The sequence below is a fragment of the Aquabacterium sp. UBA2148 genome (genome assembly GCF_002328915.1).
GTDB classification, from domain to species: domain Bacteria; phylum Pseudomonadota; class Gammaproteobacteria; order Burkholderiales; family Burkholderiaceae_C; genus Aquabacterium; species Aquabacterium parvum.
The window spans coordinates 6,552-7,824 of the sequence record NZ_DCXA01000275.1 but is presented as its reverse complement, the minus strand read 5'-3'; the positions used below and the strand labels follow the sequence as shown (position 1 = coordinate 7,824).

The 1,273-nt window shown below is 67.0% G+C and carries 1 protein-coding gene, 1 pseudogene and 2 riboswitches; the gene and the pseudogene both read right to left on the bottom strand.

Features of this window, described 5'->3' with window-relative positions:
• A pseudogene (gene gcvT / locus B2W70_RS15470) lies at positions 1 to 320 on the bottom strand (glycine cleavage system aminomethyltransferase GcvT); the annotation flags it as partial.
• Between the two features lie 89 nt (positions 321 to 409).
• Positions 410 to 550, bottom strand: a riboswitch (glycine riboswitch).
• 8 nt (positions 551 to 558) lie between these two features.
• Positions 559 to 684, bottom strand: a riboswitch (glycine riboswitch).
• 17 nt (positions 685 to 701) lie between these two features.
• Positions 702 to 1,273, bottom strand: a 572-nt coding sequence (locus B2W70_RS15465) for a phosphoenolpyruvate carboxylase (protein ID WP_286747013.1), incomplete at its 5' end; no start/stop codon positions are given.

The window sequence follows — 1,273 nt, the reverse complement described above, 5'->3', positions numbered from 1 at the left end:
TCGCGGCGGGTGACCATCAGGTCGTCGAGGATGCCGCCTTGGTCGTTGGTGAACAGGGCGTAGCGCTGCTTGAACACCGCCAGGTCGACGATGTCGACGGGCACCAGGGTTTCGAGGGCGGCGTCGGCTCCGGTGCCGCTGAGCAGCACCTGCCCCATGTGCGAGACGTCGAACAGGCCGGCTGCGGCGCGGGTGTGCTTGTGCTCGGCCAGGATGCCGCTGGCGTATTGCACGGGCATGTCGTAGCCACCGAAGGGCACCATCTTGGCGCCGAGTTCGATGTGCAGGGCGTGCAACGGGGTCGTGAGCAGTTCGGACATGGCAAATGCCGGCTGGTGTGGCCGGGAGGGCAGGGTGTTGATGCGTCCTGCCGTTTCAGCCACGGGGTGCCTGAAACGACGAACTTCCGCTTGCCCTCTCTGTCCGCTTTACCTGAGAGATTGACCCCTCGCAGCCGATGCGACCGCGGTGAAGGCTTGCCCCTTCGGTGGCCCGGCTCGCCGCAGCCTTTTGGGGGCGCAACGTCCGGACTCTCTCCAGTGAGGATCACGACCGAGGTCGTGTCTGCCAGTCCTTTTGCCTGAGCGTTCGGGCGGCCCGGCCGTTGCCGGCTGAGGCCCTGCGCCTTCGGCGACCCCCTGCGCAGCTGCTCGCTCGGCGGGGGTTCTCTCCTGGCAGTCGCGCATTGTAAGGGTGAACGCTCAGCCCGTGTTGCGCAATCCTGCCGCCACCCCGTTGATGGACAGGTGGATGCCGCGCTGAACCCTTTCCGACGCGTCCGGGGCTGCGTGCGTGTCCAGGGCCTGCTGGCGGTAGCGCCTCATGAGCTCCACTTGCAAGTGGTTGAGCGGGTCGACGTAGGGCAGTCGATAGGCCAGGAAGCTGGCGAGCTCGGGCTGGCTGGCGAGGTGCTCGCGCGAGCCTGTGATCAGGCGCAGGTGCGTGGACGTGCGCTCCCACTCGACGCGGATGGCAGCCATGATGCGTTTGCCAAGCTTCTTGTCCTCGACCAGGCTGACGTAGCGCTCGGCGATGGCGAGGTCGCTCTTGGCCAGCACCATCTCCAGGTTGGACAGCAGCGTGCGAAAAAACGGCCACTGCTTGTGCATGCGCTGCAGCAGAGCGAGCTGTGTCTTGCGTTCGGTGCCTGGCGCGGCCAGCAATGACTCGAAGGCGCTGCCCATGCCGTACCACCCGGGCAGGGCCACGCGGCACTGGCCCCACGAGAAGCCCCAGGGGATGGCGCGCAGGTCTTCGATGCGGCGGCTGGCCT